The following is a 25,990-nucleotide window of genomic DNA, read 5'->3' on the forward strand; positions in this document are numbered from 1 at the left end:
GTTGCTCCCGCTTCAATTGATCAATGCGCTTTGTCCCGACAACGAAACATCGGCCAACGCCACGTTCGGATTTTCGATTTCGTGCGCAACGGGGCTCCACCCGGCTTCCAGCCACCGCTTCGCGCTCATGAAGGCTTTCGTGTCGTTGATGGCGTCCACCGCCAGCAAGCGAGGGCCCTCGTAGTACCAGACGGAGCGCGCCGCCCCCTGTGCCTTGCGCACGGCCACGTGCGTGTAGCCGAGATTCAGGCCGGCGATTTGCAGCCGGGTCGAATACTGATCGGACCAGAACCACGGAACCGGCCGATATTCAACGCTCTCGCCAACGATCGCACGCGCCACGGCTTCGGCCATATCAACCGCGTTTTGAACGGACTCGAGCCGTACCCGCTGGCCCCGATACGGAAAGCGCGCGCAGTCGCCAGCCGCATAGATGAAGGGATCGCTCGTGCGTCCCGATCCGTCAACCACGATGCCGTTGTCCACCAGCAAGTGCGCCTGCCCGGCGAGACCCGTTTCGGGCACCACGCCGATGCCCGCCACCACGACGTCCGGCTCGATCGAAACGCCATTGGACAGGCGCGCGGCAATCGTCCCGTTCTCGCCCTGCTCCAGCCGCGTCAACGCCACGCCTTCGTGCACACGCACACCATTGTCCTCATGCAGCGCCCTGAAATATGCGGCGGTTTCCGCGCAAGCCACGCGTGAGAGAATTCGCTGGTCGCGCTCGATGACGGTAACCCGCATGCCGAGATTCCTCGCCACCGCCGCCGTTTCGAGCCCGATAAAGCCGCCGCCCACCACGAGCAGGTGCCGGTCTCGCACCAGGCTCTCGCGCAGTGCCTCTGCATCGGCAAGCGTGCGAAACAGGTGGACTTTCGGCGCCCTCGCGCCATGAACCACGGGCAAGCACCGAGGGCGCGCACCCGTTGCGAGTATCAGATGGTCATAGCCGAGCACCCCGCCGTCGGCCAACTCGACGTGTTTCTCCTCGCGGTGGATCGCGACGACGGGGCAATCCACCCGCAACCGTATGCGCTCGCTCTCGTAAAGGTCACGGCTTTTGATCAGCAGGCGCGCTGCGTCCCCGTCTCCGCTCAGATATTTCTTCGACAACGGCGGCCGGTGATAGGGCAAATGCGGTTCGCCACCGGCTATCGTGATCTCGCCAGCGTAGCCAAGCGCCCGCAGCTTGAACGCACAAGATACACCCGCCTGCCCCGCCCCGACGATGACGACACCTCCGTTCGGTCTCCTCATGATTTCCCGGCGCTTTCCATGTCTGCGATCACCTCCTGCACTATCCGAAAGCTGTCGACCGCCGCCGGCACACCGCAATACACCATGACCTGCATGAACACCTCCCGCAGTTCTTCGCGGGTCCACCCGTTATTGATCGCGCCTCGCACATGCGCTTTCAGTTCGGTCATGCGGCCGAGCGCCGAGATCATGCCGAGATTGAGCAGCGAACGATCCCGGCGGCTCAGCCCGGGGCGATTCCAGATTTCGTCCCAGCAATATTCGGTGACGAGCTGCTGCATCGGCCAGTTGTATTCCGTCGCGCTGTCAAGCGCCTTCGCCACGTATTCGTCGCCGAGCACCGCACGCCGCGTTGCCAGTCCTCGTTCGAATTTCTCGCTTCGCTTTGCTTCGTTCATATCGCTTCCCAATAATTTCGAGCGGTTCTCAAGGAATTTTCAAATGTCCACGTACACGTCCCCGTCCCGCACGGAGACCCGGTAGGTCTTGACGCGGCTGTCGCTCACGCCAAACAGGCACTGGCCCGTTTCGATGTTGAGTTCCCAGCCATGCCACGGGCACTTGAGCACCTGACCTTCCATGCCAAAGCGGTATTCGCCTGCGCACGCGGTGGGCAGCATCGTGCCTTCAACGGTGCCTCGCGCCAGCGGCGCCCGCTTGTGCGGGCACAGGTTCCTCACGGCGTACACCTTGTGACCGACCTTGAATACACCCACGGGTCTGCCGTCCACGTCGAGCGTCAACGCGTCGTTTTCCGGCAGTTCGTCCAGACGGCCGACGTTATGCTCCATGTGTGGCTCCCAATGCGCAGTGCGATTTCAGGTTGAACAACTCGGCCGCGTTGTCATGGAAAATGCGCTGCTTCATGGCCGCGGGCAAACGCTGGAAGGTGGTCTGCGGATAGTCCGTGTCCCAGTGCGGGTAGTCGGTGCTGAAGAGGATCGTGCGTTCGGCATGCACCATTTCAAGAATCTGCGTCAGGTACTCGTCTTTTTCGGGCTCCTCCAGCGGCTGGCTGGTGAAGCGAACGTGGTCCAGCACGTAAGTACTCGGTTCCTTTTCGAGCCAGGGCACTTCGCGGCGGAACTGGCGCCAGTTCTGATCGAAGCGCCAGAGCATATGCGGCACCCACCCGAAGCCGAATTCGGCGGCGAGAATCATCAGCTTTGGAAAGCGCACGAATACGCCTTCAAACAAGAGGCTGGCGATGTTTCCCATTGCGATTTGCGGGAAACAGGAATGCCGCTCGATAAGCTGCTGGGCACGCCGCCCGCGAACGCCACGCTGGTCTGAAACGCGCCTTCCGTACCCGTGGGGTGGAGAAAGATCGGCAGGCCCAGTTCTTCGGCGGCCTCGTAGATGGGGAAATAGTGCGTGTTGCCCATCAGGATGTTCACGAGCGGCAAGTACACCGCCACGATCTCTTCCCTGCCGCCAATGCGGCGAATCTCCTTCGCGGCCTCGTGCGGGTCATGCGCCGCCACGCACATGGCAAGGCGGTAGCGGCTGTCCACGTCCAGCCATTTGTCGATGAAGTAATCGTTGAAGGCGCGCGCGAGGACAACGGCTTCACCCGCGTTCGGCAGCGAGACGAGCTTGCCCGCCTGGATCGACGACAGCACGGCATATTCGATGTCGAGCTTGTCCAGGTGGTCCTCGCGCAGGAAGTGCGGGTCGGAGCCGCCGATGCCGCCAGCCGGTGTCGTGGCGTCACGGCGGATCGAGGTCGCGCCCGCCAGCGGCGGACGAAGCGGATGGTCGGGCAGCGTCGCGCGCTTGCCTTCGAACTTCATCTGCCAGTGCTTGCTCATATAAGGTTTGAGGCCGTCGATATCGCCCGGCACCCACGGGTGAACATCCGAATCGATGATTTTCATGCGTGAATTCACCATTGATCGTTTCAAACTCATTAGTACTGTGAAGTAATGATGGGCGGCTCCGGCACCTTCTCCCGGGCCCTCGCGATACCCGCTCCAACCCACGCCCTGGCCGCCGCCGTTGTCGTTTATCGCGTTGTTGTTGAGCGTTCGATGATGCTACTATTGGCCGCGCGTTCGGCGAATCTTGCTTTTTGGGGACCCGGATTCGGCTGAGCCGAACGCTCGCGAACTGCCGCCGTCGCTCAAGCTCTCGCCGCCCGACACAGACGCGCGAGGCAGCGGCCCGTCGGGCGCCCCTCGTCGTGCAACAGGAACAATCCGGCATGCACTTTGATCTCGCGGATATCCGTGTATTCATTCACGTAGCGGAGTCGTCGAGCGTCACCCAGGGCGCCCGGCGCGCCAACCTGTCGCCGGCCGCGACCAGCGCGCGCATCAAGGCGCTGGAGAACCAGCTTGGCGCCCGGCTGCTCTATCGCGACAGCCGGGGCGTGACACTCACGCCCGCCGGCGAGAAACTCTTGACGCACGCGAGAGTGATCCTGCGTCAGGTCGACTATGTGAAGAGCGAATTCGCGGAGTATGGGAGCGGCTTCTTTGGCCACGTTCGCATCTTTGCCAACACCACCGCGGTAACGGAGCATCTGCCGGAGGTGCTGGCGCAATTCCTGGCCACCCGCCCCGCGGTCACCGTGGATCTTCAGGAGCGGCTGTCGCGCGAAATCGTCAGAGGCGTGCTCGATGGCTCGGCGGACATCGGCCTGATCGCAGGTCCAGTGGAAGCTCAGGGGCTCGAAGTCATTCACCACAGCACCGACCGGCTTCTGCTGGCCTTGCCCGAGGGCCACAAGCTCGCGGCAAAGCCCTCCGTCACGCTCGCCGAGACCCTCGACTATCCTCACATCACCTATCGTGAAGGCAGCACGCTGTTCGATCTTGTCGCGTCACACGTGGAGAACCTCGGCCGGACATTGCCCATGCGTATTCAGCTTGCCAGCTATGAGGCAATCTGCCGGATGATCGAATCGGGTGTCGGCATCGGCATTATTCCGGAGTCCGCCGCTGTGCGGCACCGCAAAACGATGCGGCTCGTTACCGTACCGCTCGAAGAGCCGTGGGCGATACGCGAGCGCAGCCTGCTCGTGCGCGAACTCGACGGCATGCCTGGCTGCGTGCGGGACCTGATGGAAACCCTAAGATCGGGGTGAATGAAATAACGTCCCGCCAGGGCGTGGAACAGGGCTTTCCGGGCGCACATCGCTCCTGGTACTTTCCACGACTCGTATGCATATACGGATCAACAAGCCCGGCAAGCCCGTATAAAACGCTGTACCGCTCCGCGCCATGGGGAGCAACAGCCCGCCCCAACCTGGAGTCCTGTCATGCGCGAGGTCGCGAATCCACACACCACCGGCGTGGCCAGCGCGGTGACCGAGTCTCGCGGCTCGCCCTCTAACGAAGCGCAGCAGGTTCGCGCGCCCCAGGAACGGCCGGGCACACGCAGTCTTTCGCGCAGCATCAAGGTGATGCGCATGGTCGCCAGCCGGCCAGGCATCGGATGGCGCCTCAGCGACCTGGCCCACGCATGCGAGGAGGACCGGGCCACCGTGCACCGCGTATTGACACGCCTCGTCGACGAGCGGCTGGTGCGGCAGCGCCATGATGACCGTCACTATCTGCCGGGCCCATTGCTGTTCGAACTCGGACTCGCCCTGCCCGAGCACGCCCAGTTTCAGCGCAGCGCGGAAACCATACTTCGCGTGTTCGCACACGAAATGAATTGCGTTGCCATGCTGCTCCTGAGAAGCGGTGACGATTTCGTGTGCGCGGTGCGCGAGGGCAGCGCGCTTCATACGGGAACCATGATGCATCCGGGCACCCGCAGGCCATTGATCACCTCGGCCGGCGGGCTTGCCATCCTGCTGACGTTGCCGGAGCGCGAAGCCAGCCGCATCGTCGCTGAAAACACCGAGCAGGAAATCAAGCGGCATGGCCACGGCCGGCTCAACGGCCTCAAGCGAATGAGAGAGCGCTCCGCTCAATATGGCATGGGCCTCAATCTCGGCGACCTCGTGCCCCATTCATTCGCGTATGCACTGCCCGTGCGCAATCGTGCAGGCGAGACATTTGCGGCCTTCGTCATCACGGGCAAGCCGGAGCAGTTTCCCGAGTCGAGCGTTGACGAACTCCGCTTGAAGCTGCGCCGCGTCGCCGACGCGCTGGAGATTGAATCGGCGGTTCTCGAAACATGAAAGCACGGCGCAGAAACTGCGCCTGCTGATCGCATTGCAGCAATCCTTCTCGCCAGTACGCTCGCTACCTCAACGCGCCGCATCGCCCCCGCACGCCATCGCCCATCGTGCAGCGCAATGCACACCCACGGCGAAACGCCGGCGTAAGGCAACGAATTTCAACCCGTGAACTATTCCTCGGCGGCGAAAGTTGCGGCCGAGGAAAATCCGTATCATCAATTTAGCGTGTACTGACGAATCGACTGCACCCGGAGCTTCCTCCACCTGGTACGCGCGGCCTGCGCGCGCCTGATCGCGTTCGCGCCAGGTTCCTTAAAAAAAGCGCTGCCAAAAGCGCACGGCAATGGAGACAGGCATGTGGATAAAGCATCTCAACAAGACTGAGCGAAGCACGATGACGGGCTGCTTCCTTGGCTGGACGCTGGATGCGCTGGACGTCCAGATCTTCAGTTTCGTCATACCGACCCTCATGCTGACGTGGCATATCAATACGTCACAGGCGGGCGTGCTGGGTACCGTCACGCTGCTGCTCTCCGCGGTGGGAGGATGGCTTTCGGGCTTCGCCGCTGATCGATTCGGAAGAGTCCGCGTATTGCAGGTGACGATTTTCTGGTACGCGTTGTTCACGTTTCTGAGCGGCTTTGCCCAGAACTACGAGCAACTCTTCATCTGTCGCGCGCTACAGGGTTTTGGATTTGGCGGCGAATGGGCGACCGGCGCGGTCCTGATTGGCGAAGTCGTTCGAAAGGAGTATCGCGGCCGCAGCGTGGGCATCGTGCAGAGCGGCTGGGCGGTAGGCTGGGGGCTCGCGGCGCTGCTGTTCGGCTTGTTCTTCTCGATCATGCCCGAAGCGATCGCGTGGCGCGCGCTGTTCTGGATCGGCCTCGCGCCTGCTTTGCTGGTCTTTTGGGTTCGGCGCCACGTTCCCGAGTCGCACCTTTATCTCGGGCAGCAGCGCAACCGGAAAGAACATGCTGAATCGTCGGGTCTGCTCGCGATCTTCCGTCCCGAGTACCTGACAACCACGTTGCGCGTGTCGGCGCTGGCAACAGGTTCGATCGGCGGGTCGTACACATTCCTGATCTGGCTGCCGACTTACCTTAAAACAACGCGCGGCCTCTCGGTCATTGGCACTACTGGCTATACCTTCGTCATGATCGCCGGCGCATTCGTCGGGTTTGTGCTGGGCGCCTATCTCGCCGACCTCATTGGCCGCAAGAAGACCTTCTTCGTCAGCGCGGTGGGCGCCGCGATTCTGCTCGCCCTCTACATGCTGGTGCCCTTCGGCAACGAAACCATGCTGTTTCTGGGGTTCCCGCTCGGACTGTGCGCTTTCATGATGTTCTCGCCGATGGGGCCGTTCATGACCGAACTCTTCCCCACGCGTGTCCGCGCCACGGGGCAAGGGTTTTGCTACAACTTCGGCCGCGGTATCGGCGCGCTATTCCCGGCGCTGGTCGGCAAACTCACGAGCGAGGTCGGGCTGGCGAACGCCATCGCCATATTTGGCGTCGGCGCTTACGCGGTCATGGTTCTCGCCATCCTCACGCTGCCGGAAACACTGGGCCGCAGTTTGCCCGAGGACGAAGCCGCTGGTTCACCCGAGACGGACAACGACGCCACGAGAGGGTACACGGCCTGATCGTGCTCCGCCCACCCTTCGCACATTGCAAGGAGTTCTATCGCGATGCATGCCGCAACAACTGCTCCACCACTCTGCCAGCCCGCAAGGCAGTCGATCCGCCATCCGCTGAAAAAGGCACCCGCGAACGCCTGCGACTGTCACATTCACATCATTGGCCCCCACGCCCGGTTTCCGCTGAGCCCGAGCCGAGCCTATACGCCGCCCGAAGCGTCGATCGCGCAATACGAGGCCGTGCAGGACATTCTCGGTACAGGGCGGGTCGTCATCGTCCAGGCAAGCGTTTATGGCACGGACAACCGCTGCACGCTTGCCGCGCTCGAACACTTCGGGCAAAAGCGGGCCCGTGGCGTCGCGGTCGTCGATCCGTCGATCAGCGACGCCGAGTTGAAGAGGATGCACGACGCGGGCGTGCGCGGCGTCCGCGTCAACCTGGTCACACCGGGCGGGCCGCCGGTCGCGCATTTGAGCGCGCTCGCCAAACGGATCGCGCCGCTCGGATGGCACACGCAAGTGTTCCTCAACGGCGCAGCATTGCCCGAGATCGCGCCGACGCTCCAGGCACTTCCAACCGAAGTCGTGATCGACCACCTCGGCCACGTTCCTTGCACCTGGGGCGTGAAGCACCCCGCTTACGACGCGTTGCGCTCCCTCCTGGACAGCGGCCGCGTGTGGCTCAAGGTATGCGCGTACCGTTCGTCCGCCGCCGGGTATCCCTTCGAAGACGTCGACGACATCGCAGCCAACCTGATCGCGTACGCGCCGCAGCGGTGCGTCTGGGGCACGGACTGGCCGCATCCCTCATTCGAGGGCACGATTCCCGACGACGGCGAATTGCTCGATGCCTTCATGCGCTGGGCGCCCGATCCAGCGGTCCAGCAGAAGGTGCTGGTGGATAACCCTGCCAAGCTCTACCAGTTTTCTTGAGATCCGATTCTTCTCTTTCGCTTCAGGAACGCCCCCATGTTGACCAAGACAGACAAACTCTCGAAAGTCCGCGACCTCGTATCCGACGAAGAGTGGACCACGCGCGTGAACCTTGCCGCATGCTATCGGTTGATGCCGCATTTCGGCTTGAGCGACCTGATCTACAACCACATTACCGCTCGCGTACCCGGCGAGGAGGAACGCCTCCTCATCAATCCATATGGCTACCTGTATGAAGAAATCACGGCATCGAGCCTGATCGCGATCGACCTGGAAGGCAACGAGCTGCTCAATCCTCTGGAAGGCACGTATGGTGCGAACCGGGCCGGATACGTCATTCATAGCGCCGTGCACGCGGCCCGGCCGGACGTGACGTGTGTCATCCACACGCATAGCCGCGCGAGCATGGCCATTGGCGCGCTCAAATGCGGCCTGCTGCCTCTCACGCAAACGGCCATGCGATTCGGCACCGTTGCCTATCACGACTATCAAGGCGTCGCTGTCGATCTTGAGGAACGCGAATCGCTTGCCCGGGACCTCGGCAACGCCGAAGTGATGTTGCTGCGCAACCACGGACTGCTCGTTGCCAGCGCATCCATTCCTCAGGCGTTCAATGCCGCTTACTGGTTCGAGAATGCGTGCCGCGCGCAAGTCGACGCCATGTCCTGCCAGGCCGAGCTGCATCTTCCAACCGACGAGGTCATCGAGAAGACCAACTACTTGTACAAGCCATCCACACGGCGCCCGTACGGAGAAATGGAGTGGCCCGCCATGCTTCGCTTTCTTGACCGACGAGATTCGTCGTACCGAAACTGATCAGGCCGCGGCAGCCACCCTCGCTTCAGCCGCCCACCGTCGCGGTGGGGCGCACCACGATCTCGTTCACATCGACGTCGGCCGGTTGCGAAATGGCGTAGGCGATGGCCGCCGCGATGGCCCGCGGGTCCAGCGCGATACTGCGGTACGCGGCCATCGCCGCGGCGGTGGCCGGGTCCGTGATGGTGTCGGCAAGCTCGGACGTGACCACGCCGGGGCAAATGCTCGTCACGCGCAGCTTGTCGTTCTCCTGGCGCAGACCGTCGGAGATCGCCCGCACCGCGTATTTCGTCGCACAGTAGACGGCCGCCGTGGGCGACACCCGCAGCCCGCCGATGGACGACACATTCACGATCTGCCCGAAGCCCTGGCGGTTCATCACCGGCAACACCGCCGCCACGCCATACAACACGCCCTTGATGTTGACGTCGACCATGCGGTCCCACTCGTCGACCTTGAGCGCATTCATGGGCGAAAGCGGCATGACGCCCGCGTTGTTGACGATCACGTCCACTTGCCCATACTCCGCCAGCGCCGCTTCCACGAACGCGACGTTGTCCTCGCGGCGCGTCACGTCGAGCGCGCGCCAGGCCGCCGTCCCGCCGCTCGAACGAATGTCTTCGCAGAGCGCGGCAAGCCGCTGCGTGCGGCGAGCGCCCAGCAGCAGCCGCGCGCCGCGCGCGCCCAGATAGCGCGCCGTTTCCGCGCCAATGCCGCTGCTCGCGCCGGTAATCAGCACCACTTTCGTTTCGATGTTCTCGCTATTCATTTCAGGTTCCCGATTCGTTCTGGATGAGCCGACAGGATCGCGCGAGCGCACGTCCGACCGTTAGCCTGGTCCTCCGAGTTTCTTGCACGATTCTCTGAAACCGCGCGAGCGCTCATGCGCAACGCGCCTTGCCATGCGACACTCGCCCCATGGAAAATATCGACGATCTCGCGAACCTGATCGCGCGCCATGCGCCCGTGGACGGCTCGCTCGACACCGCCATCGAGGGCGTCGGCCTGCTGCGCGCGTCGGCGGCAACCGAGCCGGTTCATACGCTTTACGAACCCTCGTGCTGCATCGTTGCGCAAGGACGCAAGCGCGCGAGCGTCGGCGGCCGCGAGTATCAATACGATCCCGCGCACTATCTGGTCGTCGGGCTCGACCTGCCGGTGATCGGCGCCGTGGTCGAGGCGAGCGCGGGCGCGCCGTATCTCAGCGTGCGCTTGCCGCTGAACCGCGAAACGCTCGCCGACGTGCTCATTCACGACGAGCCGCACGCGCCGCACGACGCCGGGCGCGCCTCGCCCGCCATCGCGGTGGGAACGGCCACGCCGCCACTCATCGACGCGGCCGCGCGCCTCCTCCATCTGCTCGATACGCCCGAGGACGTGCGCGCGCTCGCGCCGCTGATCGAACGCGAAATTCTTTACCGTCTGTTGCGCGGGCCGCAAGCCGGCATGCTGCGCCAGATCGTGTACCAGACAGGACGCATCAGGCGGATACAGAAAGCCGTGGCCTATATCCGGCGCCATTACCGGGAAGATTTCGCCATCGACGATCTGGCCGGCATCGCCGACATGAGCGTCTCGACGTTTCATGCGCAGTTCAAGGCCGCGACGCACATGAGCCCGCTGCGCTTTCGCACGCAGATCCGCTTGCAGGAAGCGCGCCGCCTGATGCTGGCCGAAGGACTCGGCGCGGCCGAAGCGGGCTTTCGTGTCGGCTACGAAAGCCCTTCGCAATTCAGTCGGGAGTACGGACGATTATTCAGCGCACCGCCCCGGCGCGATGCGGCGGCGCGCCGGGTGGCCAAGGCGACGTGAACGCCCGCGCTTCAGAGGCCCACTCCGCGGCCCATTCAGTGGCCAAATCAAGCGGCGGGAAAGTCGGTCCCTTCCGTGAGTTCGCGCCACGCCTCGAAATTCGCGCGCAGGGCGTCGAGGCGCTTGAGCGCGACGTCGAGCGCCGATTTGCCGAGCAGGAGCCGCAGCGGCGGCGCATCCGATTCCAGCGCGGCGATCACCGCTGCGGCCGCCCTGGCCGGATCGCCCGGCTGATGCCCCGAGACCGCTCTTGTCGCCTCGCGGCGCTTGCCGGCCGTGGGCGCGTAATCGTCGATCACCGTTCCGGAGGCGATCATCGAACGACCCGCCCATTGCGTGCGAAACGCGCCCGGCTCGACAATCGTGACGCCGATGCCAAGCGGCCCCACTTCGTGCGCCAGCGATTCGGACAGCGCTTCGACGGCGAATTTCGTCGCGTGATAGTAGCCCGTGGCCGCGAATGCGACGAGACCGCCGAGCGAAGAAAAGTTCACGACATGACCGCGACGCCGCGCCCGCATGCCGGGCAGCACGGCCCGTGTGACGGCCAGCAGCCCGAACACGTTGGTTTCAAACTGCGCGCGTATGTCATGCTCCTCGCCTTCCTCGATGGCCGCGAGATAGCCATAGCCCGCCGCGTTCACCAGCACGTCCAGGCGGCCGAATCTTGCCTGCGCGGCGCTCACCGCCTCGGCGATCGACGCCGCATCGGTCACGTCCAGGCGAGTCGTCATGGCGGTATCGGGATACTCGTCGGCAAGGCTCGCCATGTCTTCGGGATTGCGTGCCGCCAGCACGACGCGCCAGCCGCGCGCGAGCGCCAATGCGGCGATCTCCCGGCCCAGGCCCGATGAACTGCCGGTCACGAACCATACGGAATCTTCAGGTAATGCTGCCATCGTTGCGTCCTCGTTTTGCACAGAATGTGGGTGCCATGATGGCGCGGCGGCGCGATGGCGCGTTAGTCCGTTACGATCCATGTCTTGCACGATCCTGCCAACGCGCCTGGCTGCACGCCGCGCGCAACCCCACTTCGAGGCCGATACGCCATGCCAGCCAACCCGCAATCGGCGCTTCAGCGGCTAGTGCTGCGGCACTGCCATCAGCCGCGCAAGGCGACGTCGTTACCCAACGTCACCCTCTTTAACTGTGCGCAGCCCACGAAGCCCGTGCGCAGCCTCTACGAGCCCCGCCTTTGCGTGGTGCTTCAGGGGCGCAAGCGCGTGATGCTCGGGCGCACGGTTCACGACGCGGGGCCGTCGCAGTGCCTCGTCGCCACCGCCGATCTGCCCGTCACGGCCAGCGTGACCGAAGCGCGCCCCGACAAACCGCACCTTGCGGTGACGTTGACGCTCGAACGCCTGCGCGTGGCCGAGGTCTGGTCGACCATGCCCGCGCGGCCCGCGCCACAAGGCGGCGCGTGCGGGCTCGTCACCGGTGCGCTGGAGCAAAATCTCATCGACCCGGTCACCCGCTTGCTGGGCATACTCGACCGGCCGCAGGACGCCGCCGTGCTCGCGCCCATGATCGAGCGCGAGATCATTTACCGCCTCCTGCAAGGCGCGTTCGGTCCTGTCCTCGCCGGCCTCGCGAGCGATCCCAGCCTGACGCAGATCGACCGCGCAACCCGTTGGCTGCGCGACCATTACCACCTGCCGTTTCGTATCGATGACCTGGCGTCGCGCGTCGGCATGAGCGCGACCTCGCTGCATCGCCATTTCAAGGCGATCACGGCGATGACGCCGCTCGAATACCGGCGCGAAATCAGACTGGAAGAGGCGCGGCGGCGCATCCTCGCGGGCGCGGCGCGCGTGGGTGAAGTGGGGACCGACGTGGGTTACGACAGTGCGTCGCAGTTCAGCCGCGAATATCGCAGGCATTTCGGGCGCTCTCCGAGCGAAGAGGCCGAGCTTGCGCAGTCGGGCAACGCAGCGGCGTTGCCCGATCTTTAATCGCTATCGGGTTTGCGCGTTGTACCGCTCAGTTGAGCGCGATAGCGGCGGCCGCGCCCACGGGCGAGCCCTGGATCGCAACCGAGGGCTTGCCATCGGGGCCGACGGGCACGTCGCCCACGAGCGTCGTGCGGTATAGCTGACGGTCGAAGTCGAGATCGAAGATGTCGGTGGGCGCGAGATGCGCGGTCGAGCGGTTGTCCCAGAACGCGACGCTGCCCGGTTCCCACTTGAACCGCACCGTGAATTCGGGCCGCGTGACGTGCTCCCAAACCAGTTCGAGCAGCACCTGGCTCTCGCGCGGCGCGAGGCCGACAATCTGCTTGAGGAAGCCGGGGCTCACGTAAAGCGCACGCTCGCCCGTTTCCGGATGCACGCGCACGAGCGGGTGCTCGCTCACGAGCGTCTGGTCCTTCACGGCCTGCTCGAAGGCGCCGGTGCCGCTCGAACCCGCGGGCGGCGCGAAGCGATGCACGCCGCGCAAGCCGTCGACGAAGGCGCGCAGCGGCGCCGACAGTTTCTCGTAGGCGACGACGAGGTTGGTCCACTGTGTGTCGCCGCCATAGGGCGGAATGGTCACGCCGCGCAGGATGGAGGCGAACGGCGGATTCACGGCGGCGGTCACGTCGGTATGCCAGCCCGTCCACGGCCGCAGCAGCGGCGCGCCTTCGAAGCGCGTGGCCTTGCGAAACTTGGCGATCGAATAGATCTGGGGATGCCCTTCGACATGGCCGAAAACCGGGTGCCCCACCGTCAACTCACCGAATTGCGCCGAAAACGCCACCTGCTGCTCGTGGCTCAGAAACTGCTCGCGGAAAAACACCACGCGCCACTTGAGCAGCGCGGCGCGAATGGCGTCGATCTGCGGCTGCGGCAAAGGCCGCGAAAGATCGACACCGCTGATTTCGGCGCCAATATGGGCCGAAAGCGGCGCGATACGGATCGGGTTGTCGTCTGCGATGACTTGTGCGTTCATGATGGCCGGCGAATGGGGACGGAATTAAGGGAATGGCGCTGCCACGCGGCTTAGCGAACGACGCGTTGCTCGTAGTGCGAAACATCGAAATCGGCGGGCACGTCCGCGGTCATGCGCGCCTCGTGCGCCTCCAGATCATCGAGAAAGAGGTCTTCGCTGATGCGCCGGACCACCGCCGGGATATCGCGCTTCATGCTGGGCACGTCGCCGACCGGCAAGCCTCGGCTCACGAATGCGGCCGGGTTGAACACGTGGATATGCTTCAGATACGGTGCGGCGCCCGGCGTCTTTTCCAGGTACTCCAAAGCGTCGCCCAGGTAAGGATGCGCGCCCAGCCCTTCGTCGCGCTCGGTCTCCTGCGCCGTGTACCGGTCGCGCCAGAGCAGCACGTGGTCGGCCACGTCCGCCAGCTCGGGCCGCGCATGCAGATCGACGGCATAGCCCGTGCCCGCGATCACGAAGTCGAACGCAAACGATCCGCCGTCCACCCAGGCGCGCACGCGTGCGTCGTCAACCGTCGCCTCTTTCCACTGCGTGCCCGTGTGCAAGTGGAAATTGTCGAAGCGTGTGGCGCGCGCCACGGCGTCGGCGGGCGGCGTGGAGCCCGCGCGCCTGAAGCGCAGCGCCTGCCGCCAGCGCAGCGCGTCGGGCAGCGCGGGGTAATTCTCGTAAGCGCCCGGATAGGCGCGCGCGCGATTCACCGGCACGGCCGCGAGGCTCGCGCGGCGCGAGAACAGATGCACGTCGGCCGCACCGGCTTCGAGTGCCGTTGCGGCCGCATCGAACGCCGAAGCCGCCGCGCCGATCACCGCCACCGATTTCCCACGCAGCGACGCGAAGTCGATCGCATCGGACGTGTGCGCGAAGTGGCTGCGCGGCAGCGCCGCGAGCGGCCCTTCGACATTGGGCCGGCCGTTACCGGCCACGCCATTGCCGAGCACGATCTTGCGGGCGGTTTCCACGCGGCGCTCCAGCGTCTCGCCCTGTCGAACCGCGAGATGGAGCCTGAAGTGATCGCCCTGGGGTTCGATGCGTTCCAGCGTCGTGCCATAGCGAACCGTAATGCCGAGAAACTCGCGATACCACGCGAGATAGGCCGCCCAGTCCTCGCGCCCCGCGCGCTCGATCTGCGCGTAGGCGGCCTCGCCGTGGCGCGCTTCGTACCACGCCTGGAAGCTCAGCGCCGGCAGGCCCGCTTCCGGCCCCGCCAGCGTCTTGGGCGTGCGCAGGCGGTTCATGCGCGCATAGGTGGTCCACACGCCCGCGCGGGCCTCATCGGGCGCGCGGTCGATCACGCTCACCTTGCCGATGCCCGCGCGCCGCAGCGCGAAGGCAAACGCCGCGCCCGTCTGCCCGCCGCCGACGACCACGACGTTGTGATCGAGGCCGGGACGCTCGACGACCCAGTTCTCCGGGTCGGGGCCGATGAGGCGCAATGTTTCGCTTGCGAAATGATCGGGTGCTGAGGACTGGGTCATGAATGGAAGCCATGGAAGGAACGATCGATTCATCGAGTATCGAACCGGCGCGGCGGCGTGGGAACGAACGATTTGTGCTTAGGAATTTCCCGTGTCGCGGGTTTTCCTTGCGCTTGTCGTATTCCCCGCCTCCAGCGATCAAGCCGCCCGGCGTTGCACCCGCAAATCCGGCGCGGAGCGCAGCAACAGCTTCGTGTAGTCGGCCTGGGGCGCGGCGAACACCTCGGCCGTCGCGCCGGTTTCCACTGCGCGCCCGTCCTTGAGCACCAGCACGCGATCGCTCACGTGCTGCACGACGTCGAGATCATGCGAGATGAACAGCAGCGCGGTGCCCGAGCGCGCCTGCAATTCGCCGAGCAGATCGAGCACTTGCGCCTGGACGTACACATCGAGCGCCGAAACGGGCTCGTCGCAGACGATCAGTGCGGGCTCCGAAGCAATCGCGCGCGCAATGGCAATGCGCTGGCGCTGCCCGCCCGAGAGCGAAACCGGCAGCCGATCGAGATAGCTCGCGTCCAGCCCCACCTGTTCGAGCAGCGTGACGCTGCGCTCCAGCACGGCGCGCCGCGCGAGACGCTGGCTATGCAGGCCGTCGGCGAGCAAGCGGCCAACGCTGTGACGCGGGTCGAACGCGCTCAGCGGGTCCTGCGGGATATAGCGCATGAGCGGCCGCCGCGCGCCGCGCTGCGTCTCGCTCACGCCCGCGCCGTTCCAGCGCTCGCCGAGAAATGCCACCTCGCCGCTCGTGGGCGCGAGCAGGCCCAGCACGATATTGGCCGAGGTGCTCTTGCCCGACCCCGACTCGCCGACGATGCCGAGCACTTCGCCCTCGCGCACGTCGAACGAGACGTCGTCGAGCGCCACGAACGCATTCGCGTCGGGCCGGCCGTGCGCATACCGCTTGCCGATACCCTGTGCGCTCAGGACCACGCCGCCCACCGCGCGCGCACGAGGCGGCAACGGCTCGCGCACGATCACGCCGCCGCGCTCCTCGACGAAGCGCGCGGAGCCGAGCCGGTAGCCGCGCGACTGTGCGCCGGGCTGCGCGGCCAGCAACTGGCGCGTGTAGGGATGCGTGGGCCGTTCGAGCACGTCGCGCGTCGGGCCGCTATCGACCACTTCGCCGCGATGCATCACGATCACGCGATCGGCAATGCCCGCAACGACGGCAAGATCATGGCTGATGAGCAGCACGCCCACGCCTGCGCGCAAGCGCGCCTCCAGCACCGCGAGCACCTGCGCCTGCACGGTCACGTCGAGCGCCGTGGTCGGTTCGTCGGCGATGACGAGCGCGGGGCTCGCGGCGATCGCAGAGGCGATCAACGCGCGCTGGCGCAGCCCGCCCGAAAGCTCGTGCGCGTATTGCGCGGCGCGGCGCTCGGGCTGCGCGATGCCGACGTCGCGCATCACCGCATGCACGGCCGCCGTGCGCTGCGCGCGCGATTGACCCTTCACGTGGCGCGCCAGCGTCTCGCCGATTTCGCGGCCCACCGTGCGCAGCGGGTCGAGCGACACGAGCGCGTCCTGCATCACGAGCCCCGCGAAGCCGCCGCGCACCTGGCGCCAGTCGCGCTCGCGAAACGCAAGCGCGGCACGGCCGTCGATCTCGAAGCGCTGCGCGCCGATGCGCGCATGCGCGCCCGCGAGGCCGATCAGGCTGCGCGCGGTGAGGCTCTTGCCCGAACCCGATTCGCCGACGAGCGCCACGCACTCTCCGGCGCGAATCGACAGATCGACGCCGCGCACGAGCGGGCGGCCGCCGTTGACATCGTCGAAACCGATCGACAGCCCCGTCACGTCAACGAGCGTGCGCCCCGGCACATGGGGCGCCGAAGCTTCGGAAGTGAATATCTCGCTCATCGCGTGCGGACTCCATAGATGCGCGACAGGTGTTTGCCGATCGTCGTGAACGCAATCACGGTGAGCGTGATCGCCAGGCCCGGAAACACGCTCGGCCACCACGCCACGCGCAGGACGTCACGCCCCTCCGCGAGCATCACGCCCCACTCCGGCGTCGGCGGCTGCGGGCCGAGCCCGAGAAAGCTCAGCCCCGAAACGGCGATGATCGCGCTGCCGATGTCGATGGTCGCGATCACGGGCACGGCCGCCAGCACGTTCGGCAGCACGTGCCGCCAGAACACTTCGCGGCGCGAGAGGCCGAAGATCACGGCCTGGGTGACGTAGTCGGCGCGCCGCACGACGAGCGTTTGCGCGCGCAGCACGCGCCCGAACTTGGGGATGCCCGCAATGCCGACCGCCACGGCGATATTGACGATGCCCTGACCGAGAAACGCCACCACGAAAAGCGAGAGCAGCACGGGCGGAAACGCGGAAAGCACGTCGAACACGCGTGACGCCGACTCGTCGACGAGCCGCGTTCCCAGCCCCGCGCTCAGGCCCGTCACGAGCCCGATCAGCAGGCTCACGAGCATGCTCGCCAGGCCGATGAGCAGCGAATAGCGCGCGCCGTAAACCACGCGCGCGAGCACGTCGCGGCCGATACGGTCGGTGCCGAGCCAGTGCGCCGCGTCGGGCGGCTGCATGGCGTGCGCGACGTCGCTGAGCAAGGGGTCGTAAGGCGTGATGGCCGAAGGCAGCGCGATGGCGAACGCGAGCACGGCCAGAAACGCCGCCGCGAGCAGCACGGAAGCCGGCACGCGCGAGAGCCGCCGCAAGCCGATGGTGGTGCGCAGGCCGCTCGCAGCCGGCGCGGAGGAAACGGAAATGTCGCTCATTGGCTGCGCAACCTCGGATCGATGAACAGATAGGCAATGTCGAGCGCGGTCGAGATCACCACATGGACGAAAGCGGCCAGCAGCACGACCGCGAGCACCACGGGCACGTCCTGCGACGTCACGGCGTCGAGCGTGATGCTGCCGAGGCCCGGCCTGCCGAACAGCTTCTCGGTGATGACGGCGCCGCCGAGCAGGCCGCCGATCAGCCAGCCGCCGAGCGTCACGACCGGCAGCAACGCATGGCGCAGCAGATGGCCCACGCGCAGCCCCGCTTCGGAAACGCCGCGCGCACGCACGGTGGTCACGAACGGGCGCTCGAACGCGGCGTCGAGCGCCTCTCGCATGACCTGCGAAAGCATGCCCGCGGTGGGCAGCGCAAGCGTCACGGCAGGCAGCACCAGCGAGCGCCACCCCGCGCCACCCGACACCGGAAAGAGCCGCCAATGGAACGAGAACGCGATGAGCAGCAGCAGCCCGCCCCAGAACACCGGCGTGGACGTGAACACGAGTTCCGCCGCCGAGGCGATCCGCGTGGACCACGCGCCGCGCGCCCCGGCCCCCGCCGTGGCCGTGGCCACGCCGAGCGCGAGCAGCACGGCCAGCACGCCCGCCGAAGCCGCGAGTTGAACCGTCGGCCAGAGCTGGCTCGCGAGCACCGCGCCCACCGGCTGCTGGAGCACGAACGAGGTGCCGAGATCGCCGCGCGCGAGCCGCAGCACGAACTGCCCGTACTGCCAGGGCAGGCTGCGATCGAGGCCCCATTGGGCCGCGATCGCCTCCCGCAGGCCGGGGTACGAGAGGTCGCCCGCGAGGATGTCCTCGATGCGGCCGGGCAGCGCGTGGATCGTCACGAACGCCGCGCTGGCCGCGAGCCACAGCACCAGCAGGCCCGTTAGCAGGCGGGTCACCACTTTACGCAGCATGTCATCCCCCCTGCTTGTCGACCCACAGCTCGTACGCGCTCGCGGGACCGTCGAGTTGCGGCTCGAAGCCGATGCCGTGGACCGACGACTTCGCGGCCAGATGGTATTGCGGCGCATAGAGCGGCACGATGTAGCCCTGATCGACCGCATACTGCTGGATCTCGCCCAGCAGCTTGCGGCGCGGCTCGCCCACCGGCAGCCTGCGCGCCTCGTTGATCTTGCCCGTGAGCGAAGCGTCGGACTTCGGAATCGCCTGGTACAGGAAGCCGCGATCGCCGAGCATGTCCCACAGTTCCATCGCGACATCGGACGGGTTGTCCGTGTTCGGGTAAATGCTCCAGACGCCCGTGTGCTGCTGGGTCGCGAACTCACCCGCCGTGGTGATGCGCAGGCGCAGATCGAGCCCCACGTTCTGCCGCAGCGCCGACTGGATCGCGCGGATCAGCACGTCGCGGCTGTCGCGAATGTACGGCTGCGGATAACCCACTTCGATCGTCAGACGCTTGCCGTCCTTCGTGCGGAAGCCGTCGCTGTCACGCGTGGTCCAGCCCGCCTGATCGAGCAGACGGTTCGCCTCGGCGACCTTGTTGCCCCACGAGCCTTGCAGCGACTTCGCATAGTCGGGATTGTCGGGGCCGATGTTCGACCACGCGCGGCGCACCGTGCCGAGATAGACGCTCTTGACGATGCCGTCCAGATCGAAGCCGTCGCGCAGCGCGCGGCGCACGCGCACATCGTCGGCGGGCCATGCCGTGTAGTTCACGTTGAGCGTGAACGATGTCGTGGCGGAAGGACCGGTCAGGAACTGGAAGCCTTCGACATGATCGAACACGCTCGCGTCGGTGGGCTGCACGCCCTCGATCAGATCGACCTGCCCCGAACTGAGCGCGCCGGTGCGCACCGAAGCTTCCGGCAGGAAGCGGTACACCACCTTGTCGAGCCACGCCGGGCCCTGATGCTGCGCGGCGCTCGGCGCCCAGCGGTAATCCGCGTTGCGCGTGAAGGTGGCCGACTGTCCGCGCTGATACGCGCTGAACACGAACGGCCCCGTGCCCACGATGCCGGGGCCGCCCCCGCACAGATCGTGATTCGCGGCGAGCGCCTTAGGCGAAATAAAGCCGAGCTTCACGCTGGAAAGCGATTCGAGCGTGGTCGAATCCGCTTGCTTGAGCACGATATGCACCACCGAAGGCGACACCACCTCGACATGATCGAAATGCACGAGCAGCGAAGCCGAAGGCGCCGTGGTCGCCGCATTGGCGACGATGTAATCGAAATTGGCCTTGACGGCCTGCGCGTCGAACGGCGTGCCGTCGGTGAAGTGCACGTCGTCGCGCAGGTTGAAGGTGTAGGTCTTGCCGTCGTCCGACACGCTCCACGACTTCGCGAGCCACGGCGAGTACGAGCCGTCGCGCTGCTTGTAGATCAGCGAGTCGACGTAATTGCGAATCACCCAGAAGGCGTTCTGCTGCGAGGAGCGATGCGGATCGAAGCACGCGGGCTCGGTGGTCACGCCCCACGTGAGCGTGCCGCCCGCTACGGGCTTCGCCGCCGCGCTCTGCTGCGCGGCCTGCGCGCTATCGGACTGGTTGCACGCCGCGAGTGAGAGCAACGCACTACCCAACGCCATAGCGGAAAAAATGGGTGACACGAATTGTTTTGGCCTTCGAAGCATCACTGGATCAGTTTAATAAAGGAGGAAACCGCAAATTCATCAGTTCGCGCCGCCCGGGTCAACCATGAAGATTCGATAAGCTTGCCGGGCGGCGGCGCATAAGCAAATGACGAGGAAGAAGACGCGCGTGGCGGCGCGTTCAGGACGTGCCTTGTTTGTCGACCCAGAGTTCGTAAGCACTCGACGGTCCGTCCAGCGACGGCTCGAACCCCACGCCATGCACGTTCGCTTTCGCGGCGAGGTGATACTGAGGCGTATAGAGCGGCACGATATAGGCCTGATCCACCGCGTACTGCTGGATCTCGGCCAGCAGCTTGCGGCGTTCGTCGCCTACCGGCAGCCTGCGCGCCTCGTTGATCTTGCCCGTGAGCACGGCGTCGCGCGCCGGCACGGCGCGGTAGAGGAAGCCCGCGTCGCCCAGGTTGTCCCAGAGTTCGAAAGCGGCATCGGAGGCGTTTTCCGTGTTCGGATAAGCGCTCCAGCGGCCGGTGACCTTCTGGTTTTCGAACTCGCCCGCCGTCGTGATACGCAGATGCAGATCGAGCCCCACGTTCTGCCGCAGCGCCGACTGGACCGCGTGGATCAGCACGTCGCGGCTGTCGCGAATGTACGGCTGCGGATAGCCCACTTCGATCGTCAGACGCTTGCCGTCCTTCGTGCGAAAGCCCTCGCTGTCGCGCGTCGTCCAGCCCGCCTGGTCGAGCAGACGGTTCGCCTCGGCGACCTTGTTGCCCCACGAGCCTTTCAACGCCGTTGCGTAGTCGGGATTGTCGGGGCCGATGTTCGACCACGCGCGGCCCACGGTGCCCAGATAAATGCTCTTGACGATGCCGTCGACGTCGAAGCCGTCGCGCAGCGCCCGGCGCACGCGCACGTCGTCGGTCGGCCATGCGGTGTAGTTCACGTTGAGCGTGAACGACGTCGTGGCCGCCGAAGGCCCCGTAAAGAACTGGAAGCCCGCGACATGATCGAACACGCTCGCGTCGGTGGGCTGCACGCCTTCGATCAGATCGACCTGCCCCGAACTGAGCGCACCGGTGCGCACCGAAGCTTCCGGCAGGAAGCGGTACACCACCTTGTCGAGCCACGCCGGGCCCTGATGCTGTGCCGCGCTCGGCGCCCAGCGGTAATCGGCGTTGCGCGTGAAGGTGGCCGACTGGCCGCGCTGATACGCGCTGAACACGAACGGCCCCGTGCCCACGATGCCGGGGCCGCCCCCGCACAGATCGTGATTCGCGGCGAGCGCCTTAGGCGAAATGAAACCGAGGCTCACGCTCGAAAGCGACGCGAGCAACGTGGAATCCGCCTGCTTGAGCACGATGTGCACGACCGAGGGCGAGACCGCTTCCACGTGATCGAGATGCGCGAGCAGCGCCGCCGACGATGCCGTGGTCGCCACGTTGGCGATGATGTAATCGAAATTGGCCTTGACGGCCTGCGCGTCGAACGGCGTGCCGTCGGTAAAGTGCACGTCGTCGCGCAGATTGAAGGTGTAGGTCTTGCCGTCGCCCGACACGCTCCACGACTTCGCGAGCCACGGCGAGTACGAACCGTCGCGCTGCTTGTAGATCAGCGAATCGACGTAATTGCGAATCACCCAGAACGCGTTTTGCTGCGAAGAGCGATGCGGATCGAAGCACGCGGGCTCGGTGGTCACGCCCCACGTGAGCGTGCCGCCCGCTACGGGCTTCGCCGCCGCGCTCTGCTGCGCGGCTTGCGCGCTATCGGACTGGTTGCACGCCGAGAGCGATGCCAACGCGCTCAGCAAGACCCCTGCCGTCGCGGCTTGGCGCAATGGCTTTCTCGATCCTCGATTCATGTTCCGCCCTGTCGACTTGAAGGGCGTCCATATCATCAAATGAAAAGGGTCTGGTCAACGATGAAAAGCCCATAAGCTTGCTAGTGCGCGCGGCATATCATAAGCAGTGCCATGAATCTGCCTGCGCGCCTCGCTGAAAAACGCCTCAGCAACCAAGCCGGTTCGCAAGCTCGCTCAAATCGTTCACGACGAAATCCCACGCCTGCTCGGCGGCCAGATCCGTTTTCTGCTGCGCGCCATGTTCGGTCGGCCGCGGCACGAAGGCCGTCGAAAGCCCTTGCCGCCGCGCCGCCGCCAGGTCGCCGTTATGCGCCGCGACCAGGCACAGTTCCGCAGGCTTGAGCGCCAGAATGTCCACGGTTTCGCTATACACCTGCGGCGATGGCTTGTACGCGCGCACCACCTCGGCGCCGAGAATGGCGTCCCAAGGCAAACCGGCGCGCTTGGCCATGTCCACCATCAGGCGGATATTTCCGTTCGACAACGGCGCGATGATGAAGCGGCGCTTCAGGCGGCCGAGCGCCTCGACGACTTCCGGCCACGGATCGAGACGATGCCAGGCCAGGTTGAGTTCATCGATCTCGGCATCCGCGACTCCGGTAATACCGCTACGTTCCAGCACTTTCAGGAGGTTCTCGCGATGCAGCACGTCGAGGCGCACATACGGCCGGCGCGCGCTGCGGATCTCCTCCATGGAGGGCGAATACTCGCGCCGCCAGGCGTCAGCGAATTCGAACGGGTCGAGATGCGGCGCGTGGCGTTGCAGAAAAACGGCGGCCTGGCTCGCGACACCGTTTCGCCAGTCCACCACGGTGCCGAAGACGTCGAATACGAGGGCCTTGATTTCAGTGGGATTCGTCATAGGGTCCAGAAAGGTCAGTGGATCGGAACACGACATGGAGAACCGCCGATGCCAACCGGCAACGGCGCCGCACCCCACATTGAAGCACTAGCGCGGAAATTTCGCTGAGCGTCGCGCCGCCACCCTGCCCAGTACGCCAACGTGCGCTCAGGCCGCCTGCGCTTGCGCGGTGGACGCGGCGGGCGCGGACACCGTATGCCGAAGCTCGCCATCGATCGTCTGCGGCTGCTTGAGCAGGTTGAAGATCGGGCACACGGCTTCCACGGCTTCATGGAGCGCGCGAATCGTCTCGGCGGACTCCGGCGAAACGATATCGAGCGTATAGCGGATATTGTGCGGAAAGATCGGGATGTGCTCGAAGCCCGGCTGCTGGGCGAGCGGATGCTGCTCGCCCGTCACCTCGACGTCGATCGAGTCGATGGAAAGGCCGCGCTCGGCGGCCTGGATCAGCGTGATATGCGTGAGGCAGCTTCCCAGCACGCCAAGCTGAAGCTCGGGTGACGCGGGGCCCAGGTTGTAGCCCGCGAAATCCGCCGGGCTGTCGCTGATCACCTGAAAATCGCGAATGCGGATCTCGCGCACGCCACTGCGCCCGAGCGCGCGCACCTGTGCCTTGAGCACGTTGGCCTTGAGGTCGGGATTGCTGCGCGCCGCCTCTTTTTTGGCGAGCCACGCCGCGCGCTTTTGTGTCAGATACTCGTTCAGTGTCGTCATGATCGATATGGGTTCGTTGGCCGATGCGTTGCCGGATGCGGCAAAACCGGGTGCTGCAAAAGACTCAGGCCGCTCCATGGCGTAACGCCAGGGCGGCCTTCGATGCGTTCAGGCCGCGGGCTTTCCCCATCGCCCGCCAAGCCTGCTACGCCTGCCCAGCCGGCTTAGAAGCCGAGATCCGCGCCGCCGGGGCCGCCTGCCGGAGCCGCCGCCGCCGAAGCCTTGGGCGCCTCGTGCACCGTCGCATCGGTCGTGAGCAGGAGGCCCGCCACGGAAGCGGCGTTTTGCAGCGCGGTGCGCGTGACCTTCGTCGGGTCGAGCACGCCCTTTTCCACCAGATCGCCGTACTCGCCCGTCGCCGCGTCGTAGCCGAAGTTCCCCTGACCTTCCGCGACCTTCGCCGCGACCACGCTGGCTTCTTCGCCCGCGTTGGTCACGATCTGGCGCAGCGGTTCTTCGAGCGCGCGCAGCACGATCTTCACGCCCGCCGTCTGATCGGCGTTATTGCCCTTCAGGTCGAGAATCGCCTGACGCACGCGAATGAGCGCCACGCCGCCGCCCGGCACGATGCCCTCTTCCACGGCGGCGCGCGTGGCGTGCAGCGCGTCGTCCACGCGGTCCTTCTTTTCCTTCACTTCGATCTCGGTGGCGCCCCCGACCTTGATGACGGCCACGCCGCCCGCGAGCTTCGCCACGCGCTCCTGGAGCTTCTCGCGGTCATAGTCGGAGCTGGCTTCCTCGATCTGCGCGCGAATCTGCTTCACGCGCGCTTCAATCGCGCTCGCTTCGCCCGCACCGTCGATCACCGTGGTGTTTTCCTTGCCCACCTCGATGCGCTTGGCCTGGCCCAGTTCCTGGAGCGTGGCCTTCTCCAGCGTGAGGCCGGTTTCCTCGGCAACCACCTGGCCGCCCGTGAGGATCGCGATGTCTTCGAGCAGCGCCTTACGGCGATCGCCGAAGCCCGGCGCCTTCACGGCCACGGTCTTGAGCACGCCGCGAATGTTGTTCACGACGAGCGTGGCGAGCGCCTCGCCCTCGATATCCTCGGCGATCAGCAGCAGCGGCCGCCCCGCCTTCGCCACTTGCTCCAGCACCGGCAGCAGGTCGCGAATGTTCGAGATCTTCTTGTCATGCAGCAGGATGAACGGATTGTCGAGCTCCGCGACCTGCTTGTCCGGGTTGTTGATGAAGTACGGCGAGAGATAGCCGCGATCGAATTGCAGGCCTTCCACGACGTCCAGTTCGTCTTCGAGCGACTTGCCGTCCTCGACCGTGATCACGCCTTCCTTGCCCACGCGGTCGATCGCCTCGGCAATGCGCTGGCCGATCGACTCCTCGCCGTTGGCCGAGATCGTCGCCACCTGGGCGATCTCCTTGCTCGTCGTGGTGGGTTTGCTGATCTTCTTCAGTTCCTCGACGGCCGCGTGCACAGCCTTGTCGATGCCGCGCTTCAGGTCGAGCGGGTTGAGCCCGGCCGCCACGTACTTCTGGCCTTCGCGCACGATCGCCTGGGCGAGCACGGTGGCGGTCGTGGTGCCGTCGCCCGCGGCGTCGCTCGTTTTCGAAGCGACTTCCTTGACCACTTGCGCGCCGATGTTCTGGAGCTTGTCGGCGAGTTCGATTTCCTTGGCGACGGACACGCCGTCCTTGGTCACGACAGGCGAGCCGAAGCTGCGTTCGAGCACGACGTTGCGGCCTTTCGGGCCGAGCGTGACTTTGACCACGTCGGCGAGCAGGTTCACGCCTTCGATGAGTTTGGTGCGGGCGATGTCGCCGAATACGATGTCTTTGGCTGCCATGATGACGGGTTCTCTCAGGTTCTCGTTTATTGATTGACGACTGCGACGATGTCTTCTTCGCGCAGTACGAGCAGTTCATTGCCATCGACCTTCACGGTCTGGCCGGCGTATTTGCCGAACAGCACGCGGTCGCCCACGCTCAGGTCCGGCGCGATGCGGCGGCCGTCGTTGTCGCGCCGGCCGGGGCCGACAGCGAGCACTTCGCCCTGGTCGGGCTTTTCGGAGGCGCTGTCGGGAATGACGATGCCCGACGTCGTGCGGGTTTCCTGGTCGAGTCGTTTAACGATCACGCGGTCGTGCAGTGGGCGCAGGCTCATGGGCTGAATTCTCTCGGTGATGCGCGATTGGGTTCGCTGTTGAGTTGGCACTCGCTGCATGCGAGTGCTGATGGAACACCGAGTATAGAAAGCCGCCGCGCGCCGCTCCAATAACGGATTGGCAGATCGATATCTCCAGAACGCGCTTATC

25 protein-coding genes are annotated in these 25,990 nt (G+C 65.4%); 7 read left to right on the plus strand and 18 right to left on the minus strand.

What is annotated here, in order from left to right:
* Window positions 1-12 precede the first annotated feature (12 nt).
* The 5 genes from C7402_RS21120 to C7402_RS48030 are packed head-to-tail and all read right to left on the minus strand — an operon-like array spanning window position 13 to window position 3,137.
* Window positions 13-1,260, minus strand: a complete 1,248-nt coding sequence (locus C7402_RS21120) for an NAD(P)/FAD-dependent oxidoreductase (protein WP_116611957.1) — start codon at window positions 1,258-1,260, stop codon at window positions 13-15.
* The gene (locus tag C7402_RS21125) at window positions 1,257-1,658 is read right to left on the minus strand and encodes a carboxymuconolactone decarboxylase family protein (RefSeq protein ID WP_112171784.1); all 402 of its coding nucleotides are present in this window, start codon (window positions 1,656-1,658) and stop codon (window positions 1,257-1,259) included. Before C7402_RS21125 ends, C7402_RS21120 begins: the two co-directional genes overlap by 4 nt.
* Before the next feature lie 39 nt (window positions 1,659-1,697).
* Window positions 1,698-2,051, minus strand: coding sequence for a Rieske (2Fe-2S) protein (locus C7402_RS21130; protein ID WP_116611958.1), 354 nt, complete (start codon window positions 2,049-2,051; stop codon window positions 1,698-1,700).
* Window positions 2,041-2,478, minus strand: a complete 438-nt coding sequence (locus C7402_RS48025) for an amidohydrolase family protein (RefSeq protein WP_116611959.1) — start codon at window positions 2,476-2,478, stop codon at window positions 2,041-2,043. The genes C7402_RS21130 and C7402_RS48025 overlap by 11 nt, the downstream gene beginning before the upstream one ends.
* A complete protein-coding gene (locus tag C7402_RS48030; protein ID WP_165841943.1) occupies window positions 2,421-3,137 on the minus strand; it encodes an amidohydrolase family protein in 717 nt (238 codons plus the stop codon). The genes C7402_RS48025 and C7402_RS48030 overlap by 58 nt, the downstream gene beginning before the upstream one ends.
* Window positions 3,138-3,463: 326 nt before the next feature.
* On the opposite strand from C7402_RS48030, the gene C7402_RS21145 reads away from it, so the two are divergent.
* The 5 genes from C7402_RS21145 to C7402_RS21165 all read left to right on the plus strand — a co-directional run bounded on the left by C7402_RS21145 (window position 3,464) and on the right by C7402_RS21165 (window position 8,777).
* Window positions 3,464-4,348 (plus strand): LysR substrate-binding domain-containing protein, encoded by an 885-nt coding sequence (locus tag C7402_RS21145; RefSeq protein ID WP_112171781.1) that lies wholly within the window; start codon window positions 3,464-3,466, stop codon window positions 4,346-4,348.
* A gap of 174 nt (window positions 4,349-4,522) precedes the next feature.
* Window positions 4,523-5,392, plus strand: a complete 870-nt coding sequence (locus C7402_RS21150; protein ID WP_112171780.1) for an IclR family transcriptional regulator — start codon at window positions 4,523-4,525, stop codon at window positions 5,390-5,392.
* A gap of 355 nt (window positions 5,393-5,747) precedes the next feature.
* Window positions 5,748-7,034 (plus strand): MFS transporter, encoded by a 1,287-nt coding sequence (locus C7402_RS21155; RefSeq protein ID WP_112171779.1) that lies wholly within the window; start codon window positions 5,748-5,750, stop codon window positions 7,032-7,034.
* Between the two features lie 45 nt (window positions 7,035-7,079).
* Window positions 7,080-7,961 (plus strand): amidohydrolase family protein, encoded by an 882-nt coding sequence (locus tag C7402_RS21160; protein WP_116611961.1) that lies wholly within the window; start codon window positions 7,080-7,082, stop codon window positions 7,959-7,961.
* A gap of 36 nt (window positions 7,962-7,997) precedes the next feature.
* The gene (locus C7402_RS21165) at window positions 7,998-8,777 is read left to right on the plus strand and encodes a class II aldolase/adducin family protein (RefSeq protein ID WP_112171777.1); all 780 of its coding nucleotides are present in this window, start codon (window positions 7,998-8,000) and stop codon (window positions 8,775-8,777) included.
* A gap of 25 nt (window positions 8,778-8,802) precedes the next feature.
* Here C7402_RS21165 and C7402_RS21170 read toward each other — a convergent pair whose 3' ends face one another.
* The gene (locus tag C7402_RS21170; RefSeq protein ID WP_116611962.1) at window positions 8,803-9,546 is read right to left on the minus strand and encodes an SDR family oxidoreductase; all 744 of its coding nucleotides are present in this window, start codon (window positions 9,544-9,546) and stop codon (window positions 8,803-8,805) included.
* A 149-nt stretch (window positions 9,547-9,695) separates the two neighbouring features.
* Between C7402_RS21170 and C7402_RS21175 the strand changes: the two genes are divergently transcribed.
* Window positions 9,696-10,589: an AraC family transcriptional regulator gene (locus tag C7402_RS21175; protein ID WP_116611963.1), complete on the plus strand. Its 894-nt coding sequence runs from the start codon at window positions 9,696-9,698 to the stop codon at window positions 10,587-10,589.
* A gap of 47 nt (window positions 10,590-10,636) precedes the next feature.
* Here C7402_RS21175 and C7402_RS21180 read toward each other — a convergent pair whose 3' ends face one another.
* On the minus strand, window positions 10,637-11,488 hold the full coding sequence (locus C7402_RS21180; protein WP_116611964.1) for an oxidoreductase: 852 nt from the start codon (window positions 11,486-11,488) through the stop codon (window positions 10,637-10,639).
* A gap of 150 nt (window positions 11,489-11,638) precedes the next feature.
* On the opposite strand from C7402_RS21180, the gene C7402_RS21185 reads away from it, so the two are divergent.
* Window positions 11,639-12,541 carry an AraC family transcriptional regulator gene (locus C7402_RS21185; RefSeq protein ID WP_116611965.1) on the plus strand — a complete coding sequence of 301 codons (903 nt, stop codon included), beginning with the start codon at window positions 11,639-11,641 and terminating at the stop codon, window positions 12,539-12,541.
* 28 nt (window positions 12,542-12,569) lie between these two features.
* Here C7402_RS21185 and C7402_RS21190 read toward each other — a convergent pair whose 3' ends face one another.
* The 11 genes from C7402_RS21190 to C7402_RS21240 form a co-directional block, all read right to left on the minus strand.
* Window positions 12,570-13,517: a TauD/TfdA dioxygenase family protein gene (locus C7402_RS21190; RefSeq protein ID WP_116611966.1), complete on the minus strand. Its 948-nt coding sequence runs from the start codon at window positions 13,515-13,517 to the stop codon at window positions 12,570-12,572.
* 50 nt (window positions 13,518-13,567) lie between these two features.
* Entirely contained in the window at window positions 13,568-14,995 is a 1,428-nt protein-coding gene (locus C7402_RS21195) for an NAD(P)-binding domain-containing protein (RefSeq protein WP_116611967.1), read from the minus strand.
* A 138-nt stretch (window positions 14,996-15,133) separates the two neighbouring features.
* On the minus strand, window positions 15,134-16,855 hold the full coding sequence (locus C7402_RS21200; RefSeq protein WP_112171770.1) for an ATP-binding cassette domain-containing protein: 1,722 nt from the start codon (window positions 16,853-16,855) through the stop codon (window positions 15,134-15,136).
* On the minus strand, window positions 16,852-17,730 hold the full coding sequence (locus C7402_RS21205; protein ID WP_116611968.1) for an ABC transporter permease: 879 nt from the start codon (window positions 17,728-17,730) through the stop codon (window positions 16,852-16,854). Before C7402_RS21205 ends, C7402_RS21200 begins: the two co-directional genes overlap by 4 nt.
* On the minus strand, window positions 17,727-18,653 hold the full coding sequence (locus C7402_RS21210; protein WP_116611969.1) for an ABC transporter permease: 927 nt from the start codon (window positions 18,651-18,653) through the stop codon (window positions 17,727-17,729). Before C7402_RS21210 ends, C7402_RS21205 begins: the two co-directional genes overlap by 4 nt.
* Window position 18,654: 1 nt before the next feature.
* Window positions 18,655-20,304, minus strand: coding sequence for an ABC transporter substrate-binding protein (locus C7402_RS21215; protein WP_244314895.1), 1,650 nt, complete (start codon window positions 20,302-20,304; stop codon window positions 18,655-18,657).
* Window positions 20,305-20,467: 163 nt separating this feature from the next.
* Entirely contained in the window at window positions 20,468-22,123 is a 1,656-nt protein-coding gene (locus C7402_RS21220) for an ABC transporter substrate-binding protein (protein WP_244314896.1), read from the minus strand.
* Between the two features lie 169 nt (window positions 22,124-22,292).
* Entirely contained in the window at window positions 22,293-23,009 is a 717-nt protein-coding gene (locus tag C7402_RS21225) for a haloacid dehalogenase type II (protein WP_116611972.1), read from the minus strand.
* Between the two features lie 147 nt (window positions 23,010-23,156).
* Window positions 23,157-23,723, minus strand: coding sequence for an OsmC family protein (locus C7402_RS21230; RefSeq protein ID WP_112171764.1), 567 nt, complete (start codon window positions 23,721-23,723; stop codon window positions 23,157-23,159).
* Between the two features lie 164 nt (window positions 23,724-23,887).
* Window positions 23,888-25,522 carry a chaperonin GroEL gene (gene groL / locus C7402_RS21235; RefSeq protein ID WP_116611973.1) on the minus strand — a complete coding sequence of 545 codons (1,635 nt, stop codon included), beginning with the start codon at window positions 25,520-25,522 and terminating at the stop codon, window positions 23,888-23,890.
* A 26-nt stretch (window positions 25,523-25,548) separates the two neighbouring features.
* Window positions 25,549-25,839, minus strand: a complete 291-nt coding sequence (locus C7402_RS21240; protein WP_116611974.1) for a co-chaperone GroES — start codon at window positions 25,837-25,839, stop codon at window positions 25,549-25,551.
* Window positions 25,840-25,990 lie beyond the last annotated feature (151 nt).

Source organism: Paraburkholderia unamae, assembly GCF_003096875.1.
GTDB classification, from domain to species: domain Bacteria; phylum Pseudomonadota; class Gammaproteobacteria; order Burkholderiales; family Burkholderiaceae; genus Paraburkholderia; species Paraburkholderia unamae.